The sequence below is a fragment of the Edaphobacter sp. HDX4 genome (genome assembly GCF_036877565.1).
Taxonomy (GTDB): Bacteria; Acidobacteriota; Terriglobia; order Terriglobales; family Acidobacteriaceae; genus Edaphobacter.
On sequence record NZ_JAEDXW010000015.1, the window covers coordinates 16,737 to 39,762 of the forward strand.

21 protein-coding genes are annotated in these 23,026 nt (G+C 55.9%); 13 read left to right on the forward strand and 8 right to left on the reverse strand.

What is annotated here, in order from left to right; all coding sequences use genetic code 11:
• The first annotated feature begins 364 nt into the window (after positions 1–364).
• The gene (locus JAO29_RS14815) at positions 365–1,522 is read left to right on the forward strand and encodes an FIST signal transduction protein (RefSeq protein WP_334269018.1); all 1,158 of its coding nucleotides are present in this window, start codon (positions 365–367) and stop codon (positions 1,520–1,522) included.
• 6 nt (positions 1,523–1,528) lie between these two features.
• Entirely contained in the window at positions 1,529–3,166 is a 1,638-nt protein-coding gene (locus tag JAO29_RS14820; RefSeq protein ID WP_334269019.1) for a sensor histidine kinase, read from the forward strand.
• Between the two features lie 340 nt (positions 3,167–3,506).
• Here JAO29_RS14820 and JAO29_RS23555 read toward each other — a convergent pair whose 3' ends face one another.
• Positions 3,507–3,824, reverse strand: coding sequence for a Wadjet anti-phage system protein JetD domain-containing protein (locus tag JAO29_RS23555; RefSeq protein ID WP_442886403.1), 318 nt, complete (start codon positions 3,822–3,824; stop codon positions 3,507–3,509).
• On the opposite strand from JAO29_RS23555, the gene JAO29_RS14825 reads away from it, so the two are divergent.
• On the forward strand, positions 3,768–4,046 hold the full coding sequence (locus tag JAO29_RS14825; protein WP_334269020.1) for an ATP-binding protein: 279 nt from the start codon (positions 3,768–3,770) through the stop codon (positions 4,044–4,046). The two genes, JAO29_RS23555 and JAO29_RS14825, sit on opposite strands and share 57 nt — an antisense overlap.
• A 574-nt stretch (positions 4,047–4,620) precedes the next feature.
• Entirely contained in the window at positions 4,621–5,421 is an 801-nt protein-coding gene (locus JAO29_RS14830; protein ID WP_334269021.1) for an ArdC family protein, read from the forward strand.
• Between the two features lie 1,247 nt (positions 5,422–6,668).
• On the opposite strand, the gene JAO29_RS14835 is transcribed toward JAO29_RS14830, so the two are convergent.
• From JAO29_RS14835 to JAO29_RS14850, 4 genes are all read right to left on the reverse strand, one after another.
• Positions 6,669–10,220, reverse strand: coding sequence for a TonB-dependent receptor domain-containing protein (locus JAO29_RS14835; protein WP_334269022.1), 3,552 nt, complete (start codon positions 10,218–10,220; stop codon positions 6,669–6,671).
• A gap of 167 nt (positions 10,221–10,387) precedes the next feature.
• On the reverse strand, positions 10,388–12,031 hold the full coding sequence (locus tag JAO29_RS14840) for an FAD-dependent oxidoreductase (RefSeq protein WP_334269023.1): 1,644 nt from the start codon (positions 12,029–12,031) through the stop codon (positions 10,388–10,390).
• A 45-nt stretch (positions 12,032–12,076) separates the two neighbouring features.
• Positions 12,077–13,354: a helix-turn-helix domain-containing protein gene (locus JAO29_RS14845; RefSeq protein ID WP_334269024.1), complete on the reverse strand. Its 1,278-nt coding sequence runs from the start codon at positions 13,352–13,354 to the stop codon at positions 12,077–12,079.
• Positions 13,309–14,067 (reverse strand): SGNH/GDSL hydrolase family protein, encoded by a 759-nt coding sequence (locus tag JAO29_RS14850; RefSeq protein WP_334269025.1) that lies wholly within the window; start codon positions 14,065–14,067, stop codon positions 13,309–13,311. The genes JAO29_RS14845 and JAO29_RS14850 overlap by 46 nt, the downstream gene beginning before the upstream one ends.
• Before the next feature lie 551 nt (positions 14,068–14,618).
• On the opposite strand from JAO29_RS14850, the gene JAO29_RS14855 reads away from it, so the two are divergent.
• Both JAO29_RS14855 and JAO29_RS14860 read left to right on the forward strand, forming a co-directional pair.
• Complete coding sequence (locus tag JAO29_RS14855) at positions 14,619–15,017, forward strand: hypothetical protein (protein ID WP_334269026.1); 399 nt, start codon at positions 14,619–14,621, stop codon at positions 15,015–15,017.
• Positions 15,018–15,027: 10 nt separating this feature from the next.
• A complete protein-coding gene (locus JAO29_RS14860) occupies positions 15,028–15,426 on the forward strand; it encodes a hypothetical protein (RefSeq protein ID WP_334269027.1) in 399 nt (132 codons plus the stop codon).
• A 4-nt stretch (positions 15,427–15,430) separates the two neighbouring features.
• Here JAO29_RS14860 and JAO29_RS14865 read toward each other — a convergent pair whose 3' ends face one another.
• A complete protein-coding gene (locus tag JAO29_RS14865; protein WP_334269028.1) occupies positions 15,431–16,120 on the reverse strand; it encodes an alkaline phosphatase family protein in 690 nt (229 codons plus the stop codon).
• A 169-nt stretch (positions 16,121–16,289) separates the two neighbouring features.
• Here JAO29_RS14865 and JAO29_RS14870 point away from each other — a divergent pair, with 169 nt between their 5' ends.
• A complete protein-coding gene (locus JAO29_RS14870; RefSeq protein ID WP_334269029.1) occupies positions 16,290–16,526 on the forward strand; it encodes a carboxymuconolactone decarboxylase family protein in 237 nt (78 codons plus the stop codon).
• 356 nt (positions 16,527–16,882) lie between these two features.
• Here the strand turns inward: JAO29_RS14870 and JAO29_RS14875 are convergent, their stop codons facing one another.
• Positions 16,883–17,026 carry a hypothetical protein gene (locus JAO29_RS14875; protein WP_334269030.1) on the reverse strand — a complete coding sequence of 48 codons (144 nt, stop codon included), beginning with the start codon at positions 17,024–17,026 and terminating at the stop codon, positions 16,883–16,885.
• Here JAO29_RS14875 and JAO29_RS14880 point away from each other — a divergent pair.
• The 6 genes from JAO29_RS14880 to JAO29_RS14905 all read left to right on the forward strand — a co-directional run bounded on the left by JAO29_RS14880 (position 16,978) and on the right by JAO29_RS14905 (position 21,052).
• Positions 16,978–17,259 (forward strand): helix-turn-helix transcriptional regulator, encoded by a 282-nt coding sequence (locus JAO29_RS14880; protein WP_334269118.1) that lies wholly within the window; start codon positions 16,978–16,980, stop codon positions 17,257–17,259. The genes JAO29_RS14875 and JAO29_RS14880 overlap by 49 nt on opposite strands.
• 294 nt (positions 17,260–17,553) lie before the next feature.
• The gene (locus JAO29_RS14885; protein WP_334269119.1) at positions 17,554–18,003 is read left to right on the forward strand and encodes a hypothetical protein; all 450 of its coding nucleotides are present in this window, start codon (positions 17,554–17,556) and stop codon (positions 18,001–18,003) included.
• Positions 17,958–18,404, forward strand: a complete 447-nt coding sequence (locus tag JAO29_RS14890) for a zinc-binding dehydrogenase (protein WP_334269031.1) — start codon at positions 17,958–17,960, stop codon at positions 18,402–18,404. The genes JAO29_RS14885 and JAO29_RS14890 overlap by 46 nt, the downstream gene beginning before the upstream one ends.
• A 245-nt stretch (positions 18,405–18,649) precedes the next feature.
• On the forward strand, positions 18,650–19,006 hold the full coding sequence (locus JAO29_RS14895; RefSeq protein ID WP_334269032.1) for a cupin domain-containing protein: 357 nt from the start codon (positions 18,650–18,652) through the stop codon (positions 19,004–19,006).
• Between the two features lie 737 nt (positions 19,007–19,743).
• Entirely contained in the window at positions 19,744–20,052 is a 309-nt protein-coding gene (locus JAO29_RS14900; RefSeq protein WP_334269033.1) for a GNAT family N-acetyltransferase, read from the forward strand.
• A gap of 349 nt (positions 20,053–20,401) precedes the next feature.
• Positions 20,402–21,052 carry a hypothetical protein gene (locus tag JAO29_RS14905; protein WP_334269034.1) on the forward strand — a complete coding sequence of 217 codons (651 nt, stop codon included), beginning with the start codon at positions 20,402–20,404 and terminating at the stop codon, positions 21,050–21,052.
• 135 nt (positions 21,053–21,187) lie between these two features.
• Here the strand turns inward: JAO29_RS14905 and JAO29_RS14910 are convergent, their stop codons facing one another.
• Positions 21,188–23,026 (reverse strand): alpha-amylase family glycosyl hydrolase, encoded by a 1,839-nt coding sequence (locus tag JAO29_RS14910; RefSeq protein ID WP_334269035.1) that lies wholly within the window; start codon positions 23,024–23,026, stop codon positions 21,188–21,190.

The window sequence follows — 23,026 nt, forward strand, 5'->3', positions numbered from 1 at the left end:
TTCCCGATATTCTCGGGAACTCCATTGCAGAGCGGTTATTGGTGCGCGTTGATCTGTGTAAACCCTATATAGTGCCGGTTTACCCTCCAGCATCCCATACGGGGGGCACGTGTCAGCCCTAATCCGGTGCAGAGCACCGCGTACTTCGCAAGCCTATTGGTCCAGCGGCGGTGTCTCGGCCAGCCCTCGAGTGCGCTTTGGAGGTCAGTGCTCAGCTTAGGTACCCGACCGCCGTGCGCACCAGCGCACTACTTCATGACGCGCTGTTCATGGAAAATCGTCCCGAACAGAGGGGCGGAAGCTGATTGCGGCAATACGGATGTCAGTGAACGCGTTAGGATAGAGATTGCAAAGGAGGACCATCATGACGCGAACCGTCAGCGCGTATTCGACGTCCACTGAGTCGGCGGTAGCCGCCGATGAACTGGTACGGGACATTTCGGCTGGGCTATCCGCCCCTGACGCTGTGATCGTCTTCCTTTCCGCCAAGCACAATTTTGAAACAGTCCTGAACAAGTTTACGGAGCGTTTTCCCGGCGCAGAACTTATTGGCTGCTCGTCCGCCGGTGAATTCGACTCCAAAGGGCGAGGCGAAGGGAGCGCTTCTGCGTTCGCTATCGCTTCACCGGAGATGTCCTTCTGCGCCACCATCGCACACGGGCTCTCATCTGACCCGCAAAATGTCGCCAGGCAACTGCTTAGCACTTTCCGCGGCTTTACGGAAAACCAATTTCGCTACCGTTCGGCGCTCATTCTCAATGATGCACTTGCCGGATCTGCGGATGAGCTTGTCCGCACTCTATACGTCGAAACCGGTGGCAAGTACAAGTTTTTCGGTGGAGGCGCGGGTGACGACGCGGCCTTCAGTAAGACCTACGTATTCAAGGGGAACGAAGTTGCAACCGACGCGGCCGTAGCATTGGAGATCCTTTCCACAAAGCCGGTCGGAGTTGGTGTTCGCCACGGTTGGGTGCCCGCAACCGATTCCATGCGCGTGACCGCCAGCGCGAAGAACACCGTTAGCAGTCTCGATGCCATCTCCGCGGCAGATGTCTTCCAGGAACACGCGCAGAATACAGGGCAGAAGCTGGATCGCTCAGCGCCGCTGCCGTTCTTTCTGCACAACATTGCGGGCATGCGGGTGGAGGACGGTTATAAACTTCGGGTCCCCCTCGGTATTGCGGAGGGTGCGGTGAGCTTCGCCGCAGAAATTCCGGAGGGCGCCGTGGTGAGCATCATGAACGCTAGCGTGGAATCATCGATGCAGGCGGCCAGGGATGCTGCCACGGAAGCGATGAGTCAGCTTGCCGGGCACAAGCCGGGGGGAGCCCTCATGTTCGATTGCGTCGCTACGCGGCTCAGGCTCGGTAAGGAGTTCGGGAACGAAATCGAAGCCGTACAGGTGATTGTCGGCGATGTGGCCCTGGCCGGATGTAATACCTATGGCCAAGTCGCAAGCGTCGAGGGTCAATTGGCCGGATTTCACAACTGCAATGCGGTGGTATGCGTCTTTCCCGAGTGACCCCTCTTGATTGAGATTGCTGCAGTTCTGCAAACCCTTTGTCAGCAGGTCCGCTCCGAAGGAGCACCGCAACTCGCGTCCAGCGTCGGTGCCACCCAGCTGTGTCTCTTTCTGCGCGACATTGAACTGAACAAGTTTCTTCCAGCTCCTGGATTTCCTCAGACTTTTCCCGCCGGATTAGCCTGGACCGCTTTTTTGCGCAAGGTGGAACAGGATGGCCAAGCCACGTCAAACCTGCCATCCCCATTTTCAGGAGAGCGATCGGTGGTGGTCGGCAAGCTGACGGGTCCTGCCGTCATCCTGGTCCTATTCGGTCCCGGAACATCCGCCACAGCTCATGACGATCTCTACCCGGCGGTGAGCCTTCTTGCGGCGATCTTTCAACATGAGGCTGAAGTGCGTCTCAAGACGCTCGAACTCAAACTGGTTCGTGCGAATGCGGTTGAGTCACAGCAGCTGGCACGTTCCTTGTCGGATGTGCACGAGCAACTGGCTGCCGCACTGCAAAGGAGTCACGCACTCGGTCAGGAAGTTTATCGCCAGCAGGAAACGCTGGACCTGGCGCGGCAGATCTCCGGTATCGGCCTTTGGACTTTCCACATCGCCCAACAAGCGCTGAGGCTTTCTGAGCAGGCCGCTTCCATCCTCGGGATACAACATCGCAGTGAGTATCTGCCTCTAAGTTCTCTCCTCGATCGGATTCATCCGGAAGACCGCCCGTTGGTGAAAGAAGCTTTCCGATCGGATCTCGAGGCCAAACCGCACAACGTGCAATTTCGGCTGTATTGGGACAAGGACACCCTGCGGTATATCGAGAACCGCGGTGTAGTCGTCAGGGACGAGCACGACCGCGCGTTGTTGACGGGACTCAGCCTCGACATCACGGACCGTGTAAGAACCGAAGACGCCCTAATCCGTTCCGAAAAATTGGCCGCCGCTGGTCGCCTCGCAGCCACTATTGCCCACGAGATCAACAATCCCTTAGAAGGACTTGTCAACCTCATCTACCTCGCATCCTCTTCCGATGATATTTCCAACGTACGGGAGTTGCTCCATCAGGCCGAGTCTGAGATCAGCCGCATCTCTTCCGTAGCGCGTCAAACGTTGGCCTTCTATCGCGATCTCAACAATCCGGTAGAGTTCGATCTGCGAATTGCGATTGAGGAGAGCCTGCGTGTCCTCAACAAAGAGGCGCAAATGCGGCAAATATCGGTCGTCGCCGACCTGCCCGAACGCCCTGCGACTTTGCGAGGATCCCTTGGGGAATTGAAGCAGGTCTTCTCGAATCTCCTTATCAATGCGGTCCATGCGAGTTCGACAGGCTCCTTGATTTCCATACGAATTCGCTCTACCTCCTCCGGAGTGGTTCTTCTCATGGCAGACCAAGGGCACGGGATTTCTCCTGAGCACCTTGGCCGGATATTCGAGCCGTTCTTTTCGACCCGGAAAGAAAGTGGAACTGGATTGGGACTATGGGTGACGCGGCAAATTGTTCAGAAGCACGGCGGTTCGTTGCGAGTGAGGAGCAGCACCAGGCAAGACTGTCACGGGACGGTGTTCCGCATCGTATTGCCTTCGGCGGACTGTGCGCCTGTCGCCGAAACTACCAGCCTGCGTTACCGCTGGCTCGAGCTGACGTCCTGAATCAGGCGGCTGCACTGCATGCGCCAAATCGGGTTGGTGCAACAGGCCTGACCCGCGACTTCTTTCCTCATCTACCGAAGCAGGCGGCCCCACCACGATGTGGCAGTTTGGTTGCCATTCTCATGTCAAACCGGCCGAAATTGGGGACTGACGGCCTTGACGTGCTCGTGGGCCCATCACTCAGATCGACTTTTCGCCTTTGACTGTTCTTTAATCCTCTCCCGCTACCGGCAACCCACCACCCTCGCGGTCTTTGAGTAAGGAAAGCTGCCGATTTTGAACAAGCCACGGACAGGAATGCCTCAGCAGATACAGTATGGGACGTTTTCTGCTCTCGATTTTACCGACAGCTGCAGCGCGAGCCTTGCAGGAACCGGCTATGTATAAAGACACTCGGAGGCTCTGATCCTACAGCCGAGAAGGTAATGCGCTCTTGTTCGAGGCGTACGTTTCTTCCGAGCAAAACGTCGCGCAGTTCGGAGCACAACTGTTGCTCTGCGGCCGTCAAGCGTGTGAGCGAACGCAGTGTCTGCTTTGGTTCCGTGCCCCAGAACTCGCGGTGGGTGATGAGAGTTTGGCGGTCCATCAGGATTGAAACGGTTTGGGGGAAAATCGAGCGCATGTCATACAGGACGGTACGGGAATCAAACCAGAGCATCTTGAGAAAATCTTCGAACCGTTCTTCACGACCAAGGGGGATCTTGAAACCGGCATTGGTCTATGGGTTGCAAGGCAACTTATTGAACGACGTGGAGGTCAATTTCCGTCGCTAGCAACACCGAGACAGAGCGTGGTGCACAACGGTCACGATTTTTATAGGCAACTTCCCTTAGGCCTTCTCTCACATTGCGCTAGTTCGGGCGGCCGTGCGACTTGCTGAACGGAACGATCATTGATTCTCAAACGCTCAGGAACGTAGCCATCTGTGCTGATGACTGCTCCTCGACCACGTTGCTTGATAGCTTTTGGCCGAACCGACGGGAACTTCAGGCTGAAATCGATCCAACGCGGCCAACCGCCTCGAACGCAGATTCGTCTCTCAGAAGCAGCTTATTGGCGAATCGCGCCCGTCACTCGCAACGTTGGTTTGACGCTGCGTTAAGAAAAGTTGGCCAGATGTTCTCGGCCTTCTGGGACGCGAAGACAGCCCGGATTCGCCCGACCAACGGATTCCGCTAATAGTCTCGTGTCCTGCCCGCAACGCTGGCCCTAAATGAGGCGTTGCGAACGCGCGCGAATAAAGAAACCAAGCCTCCCTGAGGGCTGCCCTGGCGCGGCGCAAGGGTCTCCCCATGATTTTTCCTGCGTAAAAATCACTCGCTTCGCTCGCCCTTCGGGTGGGCGATACCCTCCCTTGCGCCTTGCCCCCCGCCTTCGCCAGGAGGCGTTCGGCATGTAGATACATGCCACGCGTGGCATGAAAAACAACAGCCAGGGCCAAGGAGGAAACACCCATGAACAGCGTAGCCATCACCTCTACCGTCAACCCGTCTACTCAAAACCCCAAACAACCGCAGCAAAGGCAGACGGCGAAAGAGATCATCGCCGACAACGTAAAGTCCCTCATCGAGCAGCTAGAGGCCGGACACTCGGATGCACTCACCGCGTACCTGAACGCGATGAGTCGCTTTCATTCGTATTCCTTTGGGAACGTCCCCGAAATCGCCAGACAACGCCCCGGAGCAACGCGCGTGGCGGGCGTCTACGCGTGGAACCAGCTTGGCCGCCGTGTGAAGAAAGGCGAGAAGGGCATCCGCATCAAGCGCAAGAGCGATGAAGAGGCAGAGAAGGACATCACCAAGCAGAATGCCCCCGTCCTTGTTGGATTCAGGAATGCCTATGTCTTTGATGTGGAGCAAACAGATGGCCCTGACCTTCCCCAGATAGAACACGTTCAGGGCGATGCGGGCGAGAACTACGACCGTATTCTCACATTCATTGAAAAGCAGGGCATCGAGCTTGTCTTTACCGAGAAGATCGCCCCCGCGCTTGGCGTGAGCTATGGCGGGCGCACCGCCATCTTGCCCGGACAGTCGAAGGCCGAAACCTTTGCCACACTGGTGCATGAGTTGGCACACGAACTCCTGATGCACTCCAGCCGCCGCACGACCACCACCAAGACGGGAAGAGAGACGGAGGCCGAGGCTATCGCCTTTGTTGTCGGCAAGGCGATTGGCTTGCAGACCGGCAATGCCAGCGCTTCTCATATCGCGCTCTACCATGACAACGCTTCGTTGCTGGTGGAATCGACCTGATGCGTGACCCGGAGATGTGTTCGAGCTTGTATTGGGAGGAGGACCGCACCTCTCGGCGTTCTACTACCGTAATGACTATCTCGGCGTAGAGCAGTGGAGCGGCAGCTTTGCATGCTTTGGCGATGGACTCCACCGGAGTTTACTGGATAGCCCTGTACGAAGTATTAAAAAGTCCGGGGTTCCAAGTCTGCGTAGTAAATGCGCGCCGAGCCAAGAATCTGCCAGGGTGCAATACGGACGTAAGAGATTGTCAAATGCTGCAGCAGTTCATACCTACGGGCTATTAGCAGATCTTTCCGGCCACGGGAGAGATCATCATTTGCGGCGATATGTCTCCGCCATCGCGAAACGTTGGTGCAGGAAGCTGCAACCTGTATTCAGCAGATCCAGAAGGCACTCACTGAAATGAACTTACAGTTAGTTGGTAATGTGATCAGCGATATCAGTGGTACGACCGGGCTACGGATCCTACATGCCATCTGGAAGGAGAATGGGATTCGCAGCGATTGACAACTCTGAGAGACTGGGTGCATCAAGGCCACGCCAGAGGAAGTTGCCATGAGTATGCTGGGAGACTGCGAGACGAACTGATCTTTGTTCTGGAAGGAATCTCGCACTCTATGGGGTGTATCAACAGAAGATAGAGCGCTGGGACCATGAATTGAGCAACAGTTGGAGGTGTCCCATGGATAACGAGGTTGCTTATCGAGCCAGCTGTGGTAGGCAGCCAAAGAGCACGCGGTTCCGTAAGGGTGTTCCGGCAACCCTCATGGGCGGCCGAGAGGATCGCAGAATCTAAAAGTCCTAGTGTGGTGCTATGCAGGTCAGTGCAAGATTGGAAAATCATATTTCGAGCCCCGTACATTCAACGGACTCCGCCACCTCTTTGCTAGCCGAATTGCGCTGCCGATTATTCGTAGCGAAACTATGTCCGTTGGCTCGATCCAACGGAGCCATCTAAGTTGCCGGTCGACCTGCTGTGGCCATACCGGAGGGCCTCGAAGTTGAGCGTGAGATGGGCAACGTCTGGAACAGCCCAAATTTCTGTTGTGCCTTCCAGGGATAGTAACAATCATCTGGAAACCACGATGAACCTACGCAATTTGCACTGATTTTCCGGTCATGCTGCGTTGGGCATCGCGGTTCACGCTTATCGAACATCTCAAATTTGGGTCCAATTCGGGGCCAATAAGCATTTCCTAACGACGGAGCATCGCAGAAGACTCCGAGACGGTAAAGCGTGTCGCCTAGAAGAGCAGCTTGAGAGCCGCCTGAATATTACGAGGTGAGTTTGCCTGGGTGGTGATATTGCCGAAGGTGGATGAGCCGAACTGTGTGTTGGGCACGCCAAACTGTGTCTTGTTCAGCAGATTGAATGCCTCCAGCCGGAACTGAAGAGCGATGTTTTCGTGGATGGGAAACTGTTTCAGCAAGGAGAGATCGTCCTGGAATCCGCTGGGACTGCGGAGTCTGCCCGACGATCTTGGAACGTCGCCTAACTCAAATGCGGTCGCTTTCCGGAAGGCACTTGCATCGAGGTAAGCACTCGATTGTCCGGCTCCCCCTAGTCGTTGATGCACATCGCCCGATGTAAGCGGCTTGCCGCCCGGTACAAAGAAGGGACGTGAGCCGGAATAAGCCTGTCCCCCGGTCTGGGTTATTCCCAGCGCATAACCCGACTGGATTGCGACAATCGTATTCAGGGACCAGCCGCCGACAAACTGATTCACCCATGGCCTCACGGTGCCGCCGAAACGCTGGCCGCGCCCGAAGGGAAGAGTGTAGTTGGCGTTTGCGACAAGACGATGAGGAACGTCGGTCGCAAGAACAGACCATTCCTTGTCGCGAATATGGTAGCTGTTCTGAATGCCGGGCGTTCCATTGAGATTCAGAAACCCCGTCAGCAGAGGCGAGGTATTCCCCATCAGCTTCGAGAAGGTGTAGCTGACTGTCGCCGAAAGATTCTTCGATCGCTGTATGGTAACGAAGGCCTGGGCAGCATGGAAGATGGAGGCCCCAATGCCAATCTGGTTGACGGTAAGAGAGTTGTTTGCCATTCCAGTGTTTGGCGTGTACTGCGGATACAGCGAGCGAAGCTGCACGCGCTGCACCGTCGCTGGCGTCGCCAAGGGTCCTGCTGCGGGGTTGCCTTTGAAAGGGTTTGCCACCTGCGCATTGAGATAGTCGATCTGCGTTTGGCTGCCGGGACTTCCCCAATACGGATCCCGCAGATCGTTGGGACGATAATTGATCGGGAGATGCACGCCGTGGCTCCCGACGTAGTTGAGATGGAGAACGATGCCCTGCGCGATCTGAGTCTCAACCCCGGCATTGATCTGCTGGAAGTAAGGCAAGGGATTGTTATAAATCGCCCCGCCGACCGACGTGCCCGTACCGGCAGTGACTCCAGCTGCAGGACCCGCTGGCAGAATGACTCCGTTAGGAAACGGGTTTGCGATAGTCGCGGCCGGAATGTTGGTGCTGGTATACACCGTCTGGCTTTGTTGTGCGTAACCGAGAGTCGATGTGCCGTAGAAGCGTTGCGAGGTCGGGAGATACATCAGGGCATATCCTCCGCGAAGCACGACTCGGTCGGAAGCCTGGAACGCCAGCCCGATGCGCGGGCCGAACTTGTTGTAGGCAGTCTTCCAGGTGCGATTGGGAAAGTTATCCCCAAGATAGCGAGCTCCGCCTGTGAATGGCAGCGTTGAAGAAGAAAGAGGATTTGCCACATTAAGATCGAGATCGGCCCACCGGTTGTAACGCTCGGCATAGCCCGTCTCGATGTCGTAACGCAGCCCAAGGTTCAGCGTCAGCCGCGAGTTAGCGCGCCAGTCGTCCTGGAGATACATCGCGTGATACCAGGAGTCGTACGCGGGCTGCACCTGGCGTGTGAGCGTTGCGTTGGTAAAGGTTCCCAGCAGAAACGCACCGAAGGCATCGAACTGCGCCTGGTTGGAGGCCGCTGCACTGGTCACGTTAGGCCCGTTGGTCAACGTTGTGTCAAACGACAAGGTTCCTGGCCCATTGCTTGCACTTTGCTGATGTTCGAGGATAAGGCGGCCATCATGGCCAAAAGTCAGACTGTGTTTACCAACCTGCCACAACGCGGTGGATTCGAGAAAGTGGCTGTAGTGCTCCCACCGATTGGTATTCGAAGCGTAGGACACATTCGCGTATCCGGTGATTCCGACGAAAGGCAACCCCGGTAGCTGCTGCTGGCTGTCAAGATTCGTGAATCCATAGTCGGATGCGGTGTAGCCCGTGTAATTTTGCGGAATCTGGAAGTTCTTCTGGTAAGCGAACCCGTAGTTCGTCTGCAGAATCAACCGTGGTGTGATCGTCCAGGTGTCCCCGAGGGCGAAGAGATAGGCGCGCAATGTCTGGTTGATTCCGCTGGGACCGCTCGCCTGATTGAAAAGATCGTTCTCGTGATGAGTGTTGGTATCGCGGGTACCGCGAACGAACACACGCTGTTTAGAGGAGAAGTTATGGTCGAAGCGGAAGTTGAACTGGTCCACCTGATCGCTGGTGCGGTTAGCGTAGACGTAGTTGTTGGTCAGTCCGGCAACATTGGGTAGTGGGAAGAACTGTAGCAGCTTCTGCGATACAGGATTGATGTTCTGGACGATCTTGCCTGCAGGGAAGCAGCCGACGGAGTTGCATCCGGCAGGCAATGGCTGACGCGTATTGCCTGCGGTGCTGTAAGGGTCATAGATCATTCCCGGGGCTTCGGTGAAGACGCCCTGGCGTTGAAGCGCGGTCGGCACGGTGGCCGTTACGGGTGCGTAGAGAACATTGCGCGATGCTTCCCATCCGAAGGTGAAGAAGGTCTTGTCGCGGCCGTTATAGATTTTAGGCAACCAAATAGGGCCGTTCACAAAGACGCCGTACTGATTGAACTTGTGCGGTGCGCGAAAATCATTGCGGCCGCGAACAGGCAGTGTGTTATTGTACTTCAGGAAGTACGGTGCCGCATCCAGCTTCTCATTGCGCAGATACTCGTAAACCCTTCCATGCAACTGATTGGTGCCGCTCTTCGACACGATGTTGAGAATGCCACCCGAAGAACGTCCAAACTGCGCCGGAGGAACCGAGGTGATGACCTTGAACTGATCCACGACTTCGACAGAAGGAGTGAGGGCGGGCTGGCCCTGGCAGCACACCGTTACAGGAACGCCGTCGAAAAAAATCTCGTTCGAGCCTGCCTGTCCGCCGTTGGATTCGAAGTTGTTCGTTCCCGCGGCGACGACTGCGCCACGAACCTGGCTCACGCCCTGGCCAAAACCGCCTCCCGGTGCGATGCCAGGCGAAAGCGCTGCCAGACCATACGGATTTCGTCCGTTGAGAGGAAGGTCGCTCACCTGCTTTACGCCAACCGTGTAGCTGATGGTCGAATCACTGGTATCAAGATCGGCCATGCCAGCCGACTCGACGTTGACCGTCTCCGTACTGGAGCCGACCTCAAGGTTCAGGTCGATGTTAGAGGTCTGGCCAACGGTAAGAGTGAGCGTCGTCTCCGCATTCTTAAATCCGCTCTGTGAGACCTGGATCTTGTAAGGTCCGGTCTGCAGCGATGGGAACGTGTAAATGCCATCGCCGTTGCTGCGCGTCGCTACCGTAAGACCGGTGTCGACCTTGGTCAGGGTCACCTGCGCATTGCTTACAACGGCTCCCGTTGTATCGGTCAGCCGACCGGTGATCACTCCATTCGCAACCTGCCCCTGCAGAACGCTGGAAGGCAGGAAGAACAGACCTAGGGCGAAGAGTGGAGCAACTATCTTTATTAACTTCTTCATGATGGCCTCATCTGAAAACTGGGTGCTAAGCGGAGTATGGGCATCTCCTTGGTTAGGCCAGATGCCCTACTCCTTCATGGCTCGCAACTATCGTTTGTAGGGATGGATTGCGGAAGTTCCAAGCTGTTACGTTACGTAACACTTCCACTGTTTTCAGGGATTTACCCCTAGTCGACGCCTGTTGCGGTCGCTTGTTGGTCCAGATGCAGGATCGCCTTCTGGCTGCGCAGCTTCTCTTGAAGCGCCGCTAAGCTGACATCCTGAACCGCTGTCTTGCCCTGGATGGCGAGTGCCGCTGTCACGCCCGCGGCCTGGCCCATCATCATGTACTGCGGTTCCATGCGGACCGACGAGTATGCGACATGCGACGCCGAAAGACAGACCGGAACCAGCAGATTATCCGTCTGGGACTTCATCGGAAGGATCGTTCCGAAGGCAATCTCATACGGTTTGACCGAGACCTGGACGTCGCCTTCGTTACGCACACCGCCGTCCGGCATCGCCACACGCTGGATGTTGTGCGAGTCGCTGTTATAAGAGCCCATAGCGATCGAATCAGGTTTGGTTCGGTTGGTCTGCAGGTCAGACTGCTTCATCACATACATGCCAATCATGCGTCGGCCTTCGCGGATGTAGAGTTGGTTGGGCCAGCCGTCGGTATCGAGGAACTCATCCTTCGCCCTGCCCCAGCGATTGACCTCATCCTGCAATGGTTTGGGGACGCGGGGATCGGAGGCCAGGAACCATAGAAAGGACTCCGTATAAAGAAGATGATCATCCCAGATCTTCTTCCGCTCGGCGTAGCCGGCGTCGGGATACTTCCAGCTGTGCCCGATGTAGTCCGTCGAGAAGGCGCCATTGTTATTGAAATCAGCCTCTTTGTTCGGGATGGCGACCGGATTCATCACATCGCCCAGCCTCGGCTCCCTATGCATGTGCTCTTTCCACTGAGTGAGATACTTCGCCAGCAACTCGAACTGCGCGCTGTCGTATCCCTCCGGTATCGTCCAGGGTAGCTTATTCGCGGGATCGTTGGTGAGGATCAGGCGGAAGTTATAAGTCTGCACCTTCTTGTCCCCTGAGCCGCTAGCTGCCATCGGTCCGGCGTCGACTTCGGGCAGCAGCTTGCCCTTCTCGTTATAGGGGGAGATCTTCCACAGGAACTGGTGCTTCGGCGTATCCACGCGAACACCTGCCAGGTCTTCGTGATAGACCTCCATGCTCTCGCGCCCGACGGTGTACTTCACGCTCATCTGCGCCATCAGGTCACCTTCATAGGTGCAGTCGGCAAATACCTTTGCCTGCCATACCTTGCCGTCTTCGGTGGTGATCGAGCGCAGGTGGATTCCAGACCTGGTCACTCCATGCTTCTCTTGAATCCGCTCGTGAAAATGAACCTCTACACCGGTCTTCTTAAGCCACTCGTTGAAAATGGCCTCCCCTACCTTCGGCTCCGAAAGCCAGTCGGAGTGCTTGTTGAGAGTATGGATGCCGTAGTGCGCGGCTGCTTCACGGTAGAAGTCTCGTGCGTACCCGCCAATAATGGGGAAGTAAGCAGCATCGGTTGCGGATAGACCGCCGGTGACCATGCCCCCCACGTGGGAGCCAGGCTCGAGCAGAATGACGTGCAGACCTTCCTTCGCCGCGGCGTACGCCGTGACCACACCAGATGCAGTCGCGCCGTACACGACGAGGTCAGCTGGTATGGGGGCCGCAAGTGCGGGCGTGGATAAAGTTGAAACGATAAAAAAACCGGAAACAAGGAGGAGAAAGGGTTTGTATTTTCCGCGCATGACAGAAAATATTGCCATCTCGGACCATCGTCTGACACGTTTCGATGGGTATGTTACGTACTGTTACATGGAGTTTTCCGGTATTTTCGCAGTAAAGGTGTGGATAGCAACCGGCCACGTACGCAGTGGACGATTGCTCTCCAGCTCGGTGTAGGTCACCATCTCGAAGTACTGTGGCGAGCCTTCCTTCTTCCACATCGCTTCGATCGAGTTCGATCCGACGGATGAGGAGATCAGAGAAACAAGAGCTCCTGTATCCCTGGATTGTAGAAGCATCACCTTCAGTCCTGGGGCGCGTCCCGGGAGCACCGCCAGAATGGAGGGGCGCACCTCGCGATAGCGATTCTTGCGAACAATCTCGTAGGTCCCCTGCTCGCCCGGACGCGGGTTCGCATTGGTTACGCGCAACTCAGCGGGAGCGAGGGAGAAGTTCATCGCCTGCAGGTAGCCGGCAAGCGGTTGCAGTGTTTGGTGGGTGCCGACGGCGATGACATTCGAGTTTTCCAGGAACAGCGGCGAGAGGTCGCGAGTCACATTAAAGGAGACTCGATCCTTGGCTCCTACTCCATCCAGGTAGCGAGCCATGTCGATCGCCGCCAGCGTATCCCACGTCACTGTATAGGACTGCTCGAAGGTTCGCTTGCCCAGAACTTTGATCAGCCTGTCGAACTCCGGGTCCTTCGGAACGTCGTTGAAGTCATTCACTGAGGTAGAGCGCAGCCGCAAGGTTGGATGATCCGTGAATCCGAAGAAGACAGGAGTGGGAAGGATGATCCTGATGGGAGCTGTGCCCGCTAGGAAGGAACTCCAGAACGCGTTCGGCTTCGGGCGCTCGGGAACCGCGCGGACCCTGCTGTAATTCCAGCCAAGCCACGTCACCGCAACCAGGAGAACAGCGATGATGCCCAACAGAATAGGAACTGTATAAGACCGCCCGACTGTCTCGGCGGCGATGGGCTCGACTTCTTCGACAACCGGAGAACTCTGCAGGGCTTGATCGAGCACCATCAGCTGATGCGTTCCCGTGGGAATGACCAGCAGCTCGGGCTCGCCGGGCTCCAGCTGGTAGTAGTCCTTGAGCTTCCTCCGCAGACGCGAGATGTGAACCCTTACCGACGCGTCTGTCGTCGGATCGAAGTTCGCATTGCGCCCGAGCGCCTCGGTTGCGAGAGCGTACTCGCTCACGTTCTCGTTGCGATGCTCCCAGAGATACAGCAGCAGCCTGCGCTGGGTCTCAGCGCGCGCAAGGTGTGAGCTCTGCAGCATCCGTTGCACATGCGCTTCAACGAACTCGGTCATCTCGGACGACTCGCGCAGCGGAGGTGCCAGCATCGTGGACATGGAGGGCATTCTACCCGGCAATGGAGAGAGTTGTCTTTCTTCTTAAGAAGCGCACGAAGTTGTGCCGGATAGGTGTCGCTTGTCTCCGACTTACCGCCTGGTGGCCGCACGCCGATTCCAAAGACCAGGCTGTCGCCGAAACACAGCAAGGTTGCGTTTGCCGCAAGATGCGTTGGCAGTTGCGCGCGAACCGTCGATGCCAATAAGCTATATCCCTTCGCGGTCAGATGGACGCCGTCGCCGCTCAGTTCCGTGTTCGCTCCGCCGGCCTTGAGCAGCACCGTTGCGAACGGAGCTACTTGCGCGTGCTCGAGCTGTGCGATCCGGCGTATCTGGTCGTTGATCACGGAAACCCGTTGCAGCGGCGGTGTATCACCGTAAATCTCCGGCTTATGACGCGCCATCAAGCGGGAGAGATCGGGATCGTGAATAGTTACCAGAATGATCTGCGCGCCACGTTTCCTGATGCGCTGAGTCATCGCCTCCAGATGCTTCCCGGTCTCTTCGACAGGGAGGAACTTCTTCTCGTTAAGGGCGTCGTTGGTCCCGGTGAAGAGAACAACATAGCCGGGCTTGAACTGGTTGAGTGCATCGTCAAGACGGGCGTCCAGTTCAGCTGTGTTCTCTCCGGGAAATCCATCGTTGATGACACGCATCTGTGCGAACGAGGGTGCGGCGAAGATGAGGCTAAGGAGCAAGTGTCGAAGGTACATGGTGGTCTCTTCGTTTCGATTTTAGATTCTGGCACATGGTTTGCTGGAGTTCCCATGGATCCTGTTACACACTTCATGACTGGCGCAGTTCTCCCGCGCACAGGGTTCAACCGGAAGGCTGCTTTTCGGGAACGTTATGCACAGTGAGGAACTGCCGGGCCAGGTTCGCGCCATCGACTTCGAACCGTTCATTTGGACTGGAATATTTCCCGATGAGCCGAAGTCGTGAAATGCGACGGCGACGAAGAGGAGTTCGTGGTCGAATTGACGCTTGAATTGCGCCCTTGCCCAGCGGCAAAAAAGTAGACGTGCATCGAGTGATTGAACAGCAGATCAGTGGCATGCTCACGTAAAAGATCAGTGGCCTCTTTCGCGAGCAAAGAATCGGGGATGGCGAGAGTGGAGGATTAAAGTGACATCATGGTCTCCCTTCTCAAACGAGTCTAGGAGAGTCGCGAGGTGCTAGCCATGACATAATTACGGCAATTTCTAACATCGCAGGTTTCTTCGGACCTGTAGTGCACGGAGGTACGTCTTCGTGAACGTGTTCGATGTCAGTCAGCGCCAAATCGCCCACGCGCTCACTGGGCGTGGTGGATCAATCGATATGCCGACGCGCGGAAAATCGCGGGAACGCAGCAGAGAAGTCTATGGCATTCGCTTGCGTGCCGCACCGCCTGAGCGAACCTTCCGTTTCCTGGCTGTTGCTGCTCGATCCGGTCTGTTTTGGCTGGGCGGGAGCCTGCAATGAGGACGGTCTTGGATGCCGCTACGTGGAGAGCTGTGGGCAGAGCCGTTACACAATCACCAAGCACGTAATCGATCACCGTGACTTGCCCTGCCTTCTGGTGCAAACCTCGCTGCTCGGTGAAGATCAAACTTTTCTTGAAACACGCAAGTCGTTTGCATTCTGCTCTCCACATCTTGAAACTGGCCGCGAAGTGAACTAACAGCGGCATCGTGAGCTACGAGTCGGTGGTGTTGCCCAGCGGGGTACTACACCACCGGTACAAATATCTCAAAGGCTGGTACCTGGGGTGGTTCGTCAACGCGAGTTCAAGAATTGAAGACAAGCCCGATGTTGCGGTCAACCGCGCAGGCGCTTCTTCGCGGTTCTGTTTTGCAACCGTTTTTGCTCCCTTTTTAGTAGCTTTCTTTGCAGCCTTCTTCAAAGACTTCTTAGCGCCCCTGGTCGCGATCTTTTTGGCCTTTGCGGGAGGCTTCTTTGCGGCCTTCTTCACCGCTTTTTTCAAGGTGGCCTTCCCAGCTTTCTCCGCGCGCTTCGCACCTGCCCCGGTGATGCGGGCGGGAGGCGTCGTGTTTTCGCGCGCAAGTGCAAGGAACTGGTCGACGCGCTGAGCCGCTACCTCGCCATGGCGGTCCTCTTCGATGGACCAGACAAAGGCGCTTGCCGACCTGGAGGGGTCATGGCTTGCTCTGCAGCGGGGCTCAGCCGAGCGGCCATGGCGACGTTTTTGGTCTCGAGGAAGCGGCTGAAGCCGACGAGCGCGAGCTGGTTGGGATTGAGCGGCTGGTCTTCGAGGTTCGGCAGAGCATCAGGCTCAGTAATGTTCACTGGTGTATCGGTGCGGGGAGCGGCGGCGGTCTTGCAGTTGGCGGCGAACGATTCAGCAGCGGCGGTGCGGGCGCCGAGCGGAGCGAGCCCCCACCTATCGGTGAGGAACTTGAGTAGGCTGGTATGGTCGAAATCATCCTGGAGCATCTGCGGAGAGAGCCATGGCGAGACGAGCACGGCGGAAACCCGGACGCCAAGGCGGCGGAAATCGAAGTTGCTGCTCACGTGCTCGTCGGGTGCGATGCATGCGGGCGGCGAGGCGTGATCGTAGAATCCGCCGTGCTCGTCGTAGAGGATGACGAGCAGCGTCTTCTGCCAAAGCGCCTGATTGGCGCGGATGGCATTATACACCTGCGCTAGGATAATCTCGCCCCCGTAACACGTCACTTGGCGGGTGCTGGTCGTTTTGGTTCTTACCGAAATAGGTGGGCTCAATGAATGCGTAGTTGAGGAAGGCGATCTCCGGTCCGACGACATAGGTGAAGAAAGTGTCCATCTTGTGGAAGTGCCAGGGATGGCCGAGCCATCCTTCCCATTATGGACCAGTCAACTATTCCATTTAAATATAGCCTGACTGTGGAAAGGGGAATACGTCGTGAAGATGAGATTGGATCCATAAAAAATTTCACCGGCTGCCTACCATGCGATGCTCGGCTTGGAGAGCTTCGTCAGGAAGTCGTCGAAGCTTGAGGAATCTCTCTTGCAACTGATCAAGATGAGAGCTTCCCAGATCAATGGGTGCGCTTTCTGCATTGACATGCACTCCAAGGACGCGCGAGCGAATGGTGAGACGGAGCAGCGCCTCTACGCTTTGTCTGGATGGGGGAGACAACCTTCTTTACCAACCGCGAACGCGCGGCTCTTACATGGACCGAAGCGCTGACTCTTATTACTGCAGGCCACGCATCCGATGATGTATATGCTGAAGCTCGGAATGAGTTCAGCGAAGAGGAACTCGTCAACCTCTCACTCGCAATCATCGCGATCAATGGTTGGAATCGATTTGCGATAGGTTTCCGAAAGATCCCAGGTGAGTATCAGTCCGACAAGACTGCTTGACAGGGTTATTGAAGCAGATCATTCCGAAAGGACGGAAAAGATGTGTAACACGAAGAAGCTCCTCTTCTCTGTATTATCTTTACCTTTGGAGCTATCACGGCGACACATGGCCAGCATGTGAATATGCTCTTTACGAGACAGCTGCCGGAAGCACCGTGTAAAGAGTTGAGGTCATTTCCGTCAATTACGCACCCAGGAGCCGCCGCCGTGATCCATCGGAATAATGCGCATGCGATTGTCTATCTTCTCGAAGGTGAAGTTGAGATGCAGGTTCGCTGAGCCATGCTTCAGCGGCTTGTCCCGGGCAGGTATTTTACGAATCACCTGAGAACGTTTCCTTACATGGAGGCACGCATGAATTCAAAAGCTGGCTTTCTCCCCGAGAGATTTCAGTCCTAAGGCTGATCCGAGATAGTTATCGGAACAAACAGGTCGCCCAGCACTTAGGAATTTGCGAAACGACGGTCAATTTCCACATCGTCGAAAAGCTTCAGGCAAATGACCGGACTCACGCCGTGACCATCGGCTTTCGACGTGGGCTCTTGGAGCTCGAATAGGCAGGAGAACAACCCTCCTATAGAAAACTTCAGGCCTCGAACTGTTCTGAAGGTTAGCCAATTCGTCCGATCTGATGATTAGCCTACAAGCACTCCGCGCTGTCGACCTTAGACGCGCGTTTCGCAACGAACACGGGCTAATGCATCCAGGAGTTACGTATGCCAAAAGCAGTAAGCTTCCACAAGCTCGGCGGTCCTGAAGTTTTACAGATTGAGGAAGTTCCGGTAAGGCAGCCGGAGGCGGGCGAGGTCGCCATCGATGTCGCAGCAGTCGGCCTAAACCGGGCTGAAAGCATGTACTACCGAGGGAACTACTCCCTGGAGCCTGAATTTCCGTCCAGCCTTGGCTATGAGGTAGTCGGAACAGTTACCTCAGTCGGGGAAAGGAGTCGATTCCTCACTTATAGGCAAACGGATCGGAACGATCCCTGCCTACTCTATGAACCAGTATCCTGTGCTTGGCGAAAGAGTCGTTGTACCATCGGAGGATGTCGCGGAGATTCCCCCGTCGTTGTCATCCGTCGAAGGAGCGGCCGTCTGTATGCAGTACCCGACTGCATACGGCGCTCTCGTGGAATTTGCAAAAGTGGGCCCAGGCGATACGGTGTTGCTCACGGCTGCAAGCTCTTCGGTTGGGCTCGCGGCAATACAGATTGTGAAGGCTCAGGGAGCAATCTCCATTCGCAACTACAAGAACTTTGTCAAAGAAGCAGCGATTACTGGATCTCGGGGCGGACAACGTGATCGCTACCCAAGAAGAGGACCTCCCAACACGCGTCCGCGAGATTACAGATGGCAAACTCGCGCGAGTAGCCTTCGATGCTATCGGAGGATCGTATATCGACACACTGGCGCAAGGCGTGCCTCCTGAAGGGACGATCTATCTGTACGGTCTTCTTTCTGAAGAAGCCAACAGCTATGCTGTGAGCGCTCTCTTCAAAAGCATTTCCCTGACCGGCTACATGATGCACCAGATAACGACGCCTGAACGATTTGATCGCATGAAGCGTTACGTGTATGAATACCTCGCGAATGGTTCGTTCAAACCCCATGTGGACCGTACCTTCCCGTTCAAACAAGCCGCTGACGCATATCGGTATCTTGAGCGCAATCAGCAGATAGGCAAGGTCGTCATCACGCTCTAAAGAGCCGAAGCGGCGGAGCTTCGAGGCTCTGTCAGCTTCGCCGCTCAAAAGGCTTTATAGATTCCGGTAACTAGAAGCGGGCATGTGACCCGCAACCGGTTGGAAATCTTGCGTCGGAGACGTTTGAAGATCTCAGGGCTAGACGGTTTCAATGACCTTTTCGAACCCTGGAAAAATCACAGAACCAAATTGTTGCGTGCGCGACAGCGAACAGAAACCGACAGACACAAAGAAGGGAGAATGTTATGAGTTATATGCAAACTATCGAGCCGAAGGTTGAAGCTATACCGGCACCATTTCCAAAGACCAAAGGGAACGTAACCCTCAAAGTCTTAAACAGTGAACAATCCTTGGGGCCAGCGGTGGCCCTGCTGATAATGGAGCCAGAAAGTGAGATTCCAAGACACCTGCACGGACGAACAAGCGAAATGTCGTACGTCCTTGACGGGGACTTCATAAACGAAGGCATCTCGCATCCAAAGGGCACGGAATTCCATATCAAACCAAATCCTATTCACGGCCCCCATACGACGAATGCAGGCTGTATCGTCTTAGTCACGTTCAGCTATCCATCTGTTGTCGATGATTTTGAATTGGCCTAACAGATCGTCGTAGGAGGGTATTTTCATGAGGTCGTGATCAAATCGGGAGCGGTGTGACGAAATCGCCAGGCGGCGCTCGCTGGGCCGAACGTCCCGACGTGTCAAATTCCACCGAAAGCTCCTCAATAAGGAGCTTTGGTTACCTCGGAGCCTTAGCAGTTGTCTATGCGCGTGCGAGCTCTAGGCAAAAGGCCGAATCCACGCCGTGACCGTCGACTTTTCGACGTGGCCTCTGCCGAATAGATAGCAAGACATCTCTCCTATAGAAAACTTCAGTCCTTCAACTGTTCTGAAGGTCAGCCAATCTGTCCGATTTGATGATTAGCCTACAAACACTCCGCGCTGTCGACCTTAGGCGCGCATTTTCGTGGAGAACGCACGCTAGTGGATCAGGAACATCGGATAACACGACTGTCCCTAGTGACGGCCGAGCCAGAGGACGCTCGGCTCACAGGGCAGACGCGCAATCTCGAACATCGTCTACGTGCCTTGAATTTAGCGCGACAGGAGAACGCCATAGGAGATCCACCATCTGGTCAGCACGAAGCTTCAAGGTTTTTCACGAAGACTCAACAAGAACTGAACATAGTCCAGAGCTGTAGCTGCATTCTGTCGTAGCAACACAGAGCAGGGGAGCGAGTAGCTGAGCCGATGAAGTCAGAAGACAGGCGTTTCGACTTGTTCTCAGACGCATGGCCCGAAAGAAGTACTCACGTAAACGAAAGAAGCACTATCTGATGACGATCGACGAAGTGGAAGCCTCAATCAAAACCAAGGCTCGGAATAAAGTGAAAATTCACCGTCTCGAAGAACGCGTAGGAGACTCCGTTGCCTTTCTAAGCTACTCCATAGACGATCAAAATAAGATGACGATCTGGCACACCGAGGTACCACCACCATCGCTGCAACACATCGGTATTGGAGGAAAACTCGTAGAAGAAGCTGTCCAATTGGCCACACGTGGATTGTCTAGTCTCCGTATTGTGTGCCCGTTCGCAAAGGAACATCTCGCAAACTGGAATGGAGGCGTTATGACGGTGGTTTGATAGGCACAGGAGTCGCGCGCAAAAGGAACTGGCCCCAGGCGCGTTTGCATCGATAACGAGAGCCCAAGATATAAATTCGTCCTCGAGCCATTTCAGCTCGCACCCGATTGGTCACATCGGCAGAGTATCTCGCCTTCATTGAAGCAAAGGGTTACGAGCGTCCAGAGCACAGTCCCAAATTCAACAACCAATGTAGGCGCATTTGCAATTTCTTTGGAGTCAATCACTGTCGTGCTCCTAAAGGTGACGGTCTTAACCTGCGAACGTCGAGAAATGGCGACAACTGCCGGACGATCAACCGAAAAGAAACCCGAATGCCGCGAGGCAAGTGACAGGATGAACGGAAGGCATGAGGAGCGTTGGCGACGAGAACGTAAGCCGCGCCGTCCTTACGGATACACACCAGCTCGACGGCTTCCGTATGGAACCCTTCAGCGTCGCCTCAAAAGAATCTCAGCAAATCACATCCGCTCCGCCGCCCCCAGCCATGCGTCGGTTACGTCCGGCAGAGACAGTATCCGTGATGTTGCAGAGCGAACGCCCAAGGCGTTCACCTTTCGGAAAAAGCGCTATTCCGTGGAGCGAAGTATGGTCCGTGATCGGCAATGCCGTCTTCGGCAGAGTCCCGGACTACGACATCCGTGATGACCCCGTCGTGCGCCTGTGTGCGTCCGAGGGTCCGCAAGAGGCTGGCTCAGTACTATCAGTCACTGGACCAGCAGCCCGATGTTCGCGTGCTGATCCCCTCCGGGTCTTACAGGCGACCTTTCTCTGGGGCAAGGTCGACCTGGCGGCACATGCCGACGAGAACCTTGCGATGGCCGACTCGCATGAATCTGCGGCGGTCGATGAAGAGCCGCAGCCGTTAGCGATCACCATGCCGCATGACGAGACAGTCATAGCTGACCCGCAGAACTCCGTTCTTTCCGCTCGTCCTTTCAGACCGCGGGCGTGGCTTGGTCTGGCGACTATGGTACTGCTCGGTATGGGCTGTTTTTGATGCGTGGTCGCGGAGACGATCAGGAGAGGGTGGTTCGCGATCTGTGGCAACCTTTGCATATCAAGGTGAGCGACTTCAAGCCAAGGACGAGTGAGGTCATCGCTGTTCATACCTGGTAACGATGACCCCAGGAATTTATCGGATCGCGGCAATCAGAACGCCGTTTGCGGGTAACTGAATTGCCATCTTATCTGCCTCCACGTGCAGCTCACCCGTTCCGAAGAGCTGCTCGCTCGATGTGCGTCCTGCAACTCCGGTAAGAGCCGTCGAGATATGAAGCGTAGTATCTTCCTCTCCGCGGTGAATCGCAATCAGCACACGATCGTTACCCAGTGAGCGCGTGTAGACGATCGAGTCGTGTGATGCGTAGAGAATCTGCATAGCGCCGCTGTTGAGAGCAGGTGTCTTGCTGCGCAGGACGAGCAGAGAGCTCGTCCAGTCGAACATCTCCGCCTGATCCGGTGTGCGCATTGAAGGCATGAAGGCGCTGTTTGTCGCATCAGGGAATCCACCGGGGAAGTCGCGGCGGTTGTCAGGATCCTGATAGCCCTGCATGTAGATCTCGTCGCCGGAGTAAAGATGCGGCATGCCACGTACGGTGAGCAGGAAGGCCATCGCCAGCTTATTTGCCGTCAGCGTGCCGCCGGGTTCGCTGGCGAAACGAATCTGATCATGGTTGTCGATGAAGGGCGTAAGCCGCTCGGGATGTGGGTAAAGCGAGTCCTGCCGCAGAACGGTAGCAAGCTCTTCCATTGAAGCTCTACCGATGAATGCATCACGGATCGCGCGTTGCAGCGGAAAGTCGAGCGGCGTCCACAGGCCGGTATCGACGCCGTCGCGCGTTACTCCACCAGCGAATGAAGAGACGATCTGCGGATCAGGATTGGCGACCTCTCCCACGTCCGTAAGATTGGGATACAGCGAGTGCAGCTGCGCGTGAAACTGGTTCCAGAACTCACGGCCAACGTAGGAGAAGGTATCGATGCGCAGACCATCGAGAGCAGCCTCTTCGGTCCACCAGACAGCGTTCTGGATGAGATACTTCGCGACTGCGGGGTTCTCCTGATTGTTGTCCGGCAATGCATCGACGAACCAGCCCTCCGTGATGTCGCGCTTGTCGCGCCACGGAGCATAAGGATTCGTGAGCGGCTGAAAATCCATGACGGCCGAGGTATGGTTGGCCTTTGTGCCATGAAACCATGTTGGCTCCGGCGAATCGTCAACCCATGGATGACGCGGACCCACATGGTTAGGCACAGTGTCGAGCACAAGCTTCATGCCTCGTGCATGCACGGCCTTGCTCAGAGCCTTGAGGTCCTCAAGCGATCCGAAGTGCTCGTCAACGGCGTAAAGATCGGTCGCGTGGTAGCCGTGGTAGGCCTCAGGGCTATGGTTCTGGTAAACAGGCGTGATCCAGATCGTGGTGATGCCAAGCTTCTGCAGGTAGTCGAGATGATCCACGATGCCGCGCAGGTCGCCGCCATGCCAGCCGTGTGGATTGGCACGTTCGGCCTTTGCGGCGGCGCTGTCGGTGGCGTCCTTCGCATCGGGACCGTCGTTCGCGTGGTCACCGTCAGCGAAACGGTCCGTCATGATGAGGTACATCACATCGCGCGAGGAGAAGCCAGCGAAACCTTCGTTTGCAGCGCGACGTGCCTCGAACAAGAATGCGCGTTCTGTCATGCCTTGCGATGTCTCTGCACGAACCATTACCGTGCTTGTAGCAGAGGCATCCTTGCTAAGCCACAACTCGGCCCAGTGACCGTTCTGCGAGATCGTTGTGCGTTCGATAGGCAGATTGCCTGCGGTGAAACGTGCGCCGGAGAGGTTCTCACCCTTCACCAGCAGCATGGGAGCAGGCATGTTGACCCACCAGTTCGGAGGATCGATCTTGTCGATACGAGGTGCCTGCGCAACCAGCGGAAGACACCAGGAGAGCAGGGATGCAACGGCCACAGTAAAACGATGAGACAT

What these genes read in the sequence shown, in the direction of transcription:
- JAO29_RS14895 (WP_334269032.1), top strand. Translation starts at nt 18,650, where the DNA reads ATGAGTTATATGCAAACTATCGAGCCGAAGGTTGAAGCTATACCGGCA.
- JAO29_RS14870 (WP_334269029.1), top strand. Translation starts at nt 16,290, where the DNA reads ATGCTCGGCTTGGAGAGCTTCGTCAGGAAGTCGTCGAAGCTTGAGGAA.
- JAO29_RS23555 (WP_442886403.1), bottom strand. Translation starts at nt 3,824, where the DNA reads ATGCTCTGGTTTGATTCCCGTACCGTCCTGTATGACATGCGCTCGATT.
- JAO29_RS14865 (WP_334269028.1), bottom strand. Translation starts at nt 16,120, where the DNA reads ATGTCGTCGGACCGGAGATCGCCTTCCTCAACTACGCATTCATTGAGC.
- JAO29_RS14845 (WP_334269024.1), bottom strand. Translation starts at nt 13,354, where the DNA reads ATGTCCACGATGCTGGCACCTCCGCTGCGCGAGTCGTCCGAGATGACC.
- JAO29_RS14835 (WP_334269022.1), bottom strand. Translation starts at nt 10,220, where the DNA reads ATGAAGAAGTTAATAAAGATAGTTGCTCCACTCTTCGCCCTAGGTCTG.
- JAO29_RS14830 (WP_334269021.1), top strand. Translation starts at nt 4,621, where the DNA reads ATGAACAGCGTAGCCATCACCTCTACCGTCAACCCGTCTACTCAAAAC.
- JAO29_RS14840 (WP_334269023.1), bottom strand. Translation starts at nt 12,031, where the DNA reads ATGGCAATATTTTCTGTCATGCGCGGAAAATACAAACCCTTTCTCCTC.
- JAO29_RS14885 (WP_334269119.1), top strand. Translation starts at nt 17,554, where the DNA reads ATGTACTACCGAGGGAACTACTCCCTGGAGCCTGAATTTCCGTCCAGC.
- JAO29_RS14850 (WP_334269025.1), bottom strand. Translation starts at nt 14,067, where the DNA reads ATGTACCTTCGACACTTGCTCCTTAGCCTCATCTTCGCCGCACCCTCG.
- JAO29_RS14815 (WP_334269018.1), top strand. Translation starts at nt 365, where the DNA reads ATGACGCGAACCGTCAGCGCGTATTCGACGTCCACTGAGTCGGCGGTA.
- JAO29_RS14910 (WP_334269035.1), bottom strand. Translation starts at nt 23,026, where the DNA reads ATGTCTCATCGTTTTACTGTGGCCGTTGCATCCCTGCTCTCCTGGTGT.
- JAO29_RS14900 (WP_334269033.1), top strand. Translation starts at nt 19,744, where the DNA reads ATGACGATCGACGAAGTGGAAGCCTCAATCAAAACCAAGGCTCGGAAT.
- JAO29_RS14905 (WP_334269034.1), top strand. Translation starts at nt 20,402, where the DNA reads ATGAGGAGCGTTGGCGACGAGAACGTAAGCCGCGCCGTCCTTACGGAT.
- JAO29_RS14855 (WP_334269026.1), top strand. Translation starts at nt 14,619, where the DNA reads ATGTCAGTCAGCGCCAAATCGCCCACGCGCTCACTGGGCGTGGTGGAT.